2 protein-coding genes are annotated in these 1,441 nt (G+C 64.3%); both read right to left on the reverse strand.

Annotated features, from left to right (window positions below; all coding sequences use genetic code 11):
* On the reverse strand, positions 1 to 373 hold a 373-nt coding region (locus ACXJKH_RS20450; RefSeq protein WP_457322111.1), incomplete at its 3' end, for an argininosuccinate synthase domain-containing protein.
* 175 nt (positions 374 to 548) lie between these two features.
* A partial coding sequence (locus tag ACXJKH_RS20455; protein ID WP_457322113.1) for an N-acetylornithine carbamoyltransferase occupies positions 549 to 1,441 on the reverse strand: 893 nt, incomplete at its 5' end.

Consider the following 1,441-nt stretch of genomic DNA (forward strand, 5'->3'; position numbering starts at 1 on the left):
GGTCGTTGCCCATGCCGGTGCAGCCGTGGGCGATGATGTTGGTGCCCAGCTCGGCGGCGCGCTTGAGTGCGGCGTCCACGATCAGGTAACGGTCGGACACCAGCAGCGGGTACTGGCCCTGGTAGCCTTCGCCGGCCCACACGAACGGCTTGACGAAGCYGTTCCAGATCGCCGGGCCACCGTCGACGGTGACGTGGCTGGTGACGCCCAGCTCGGCGGCGCGCTTCTCGATGAAATCGCGCTCGTCGTCATCGACGCCGCCGGTATCGGCAAACACGGTGTGCACGTTGTAGCCGCGCTCCTGCAGGTAGGGCACGCAGAAGCTGGTGTCGAGTCCGCCGGAGAAAGCCAGGACGATGTCTTTATTGCTCATGGGGGTCAGGGTCCAATTGGGGGATGAGGATTCGGTAGAGCCGACCGTTGGTCGGCAGGAATGTTCGGTGCGCCGATCGGCTGAAATCTTGCGTTGATCGGCTGAATTGTTCGATGCGCCGGTTGGGTAGAGCCGACCGTTGGTCGGCTGCAATGTTCGATACCCGTTGATGGCGTTACCGGCCGATCAGCGCCGACATGATCGCCTTCTGCACATGCAGGCGGTTCTCGGCTTCGTCGATGGCGATGCACTGCGCCGAGTCCATTACCCCGTCGGTGGCCTTCACGTTGCGGCGCAGCGGCAGGCAGTGGCTGAAGACACCGTTGTTGGTGAGGGCCATCTTGGCTTCGTCGACGATGAAGTGCTTGTACTGGTCGCGGATCGGCTTTTCCGGTTCCCAGTTGCCGAAGAACGGCAGCGCGCCCCAGCTCTTGGCGTACACCACGTCGGCACCGGCGTAGGCGCTGGCGATGTCATGGCTGACCTGCAGCGAACCGCCGCTCTCGGCCACGTTCTGCTCGGCCCAGCCCATGTAGCGCTCGTCCAGGAGGTAGTCCGGGGTCGGGCACAGCAGGGTCACGTCCATGCCCATGCGGGTGGCGATGGTCAGCGCCGAGTTGGCCACGGCGGTGTTGAGCGGCTTGGGGTGGTAGGTCCAGGTCAGCACGTACTTCTTGCCGCGCAGGTCCTGGGTGCCGAAGTGTTCCTGCAGCGCCATCACGTGGGCCAGTTCCTGGCACGGGTGGGTGATGGTCTCCATATTGATGACCGGCACCGGCGAGTACTTGGCAAAGCTCCTGAGCACTTCGTCCTCGCGATCCTTGGTCCAGTCGATGAACTTCGGGAACGCACGCACGCCGATCAGGTCGACGTAGCGGCCCAGCACCCGCGCCACCTCGGCGATGTGCTCTTCGGTGTCCCCGTCCATTACCGAGCCCAGGTTGAACTCGATGGGCCATGCATCCTTGCCCGGCTGCAGCACGATCGCGTGGCCGCCCAGCTGGAAGGCCCCCAGCTCGAAGCTGGTGCGGGTGCGCATGGACGGATTGAAGAACACCAGGGCAATCG

The sequence above is a fragment of the Stenotrophomonas sp. P5_B8 genome (assembly GCF_054049855.1).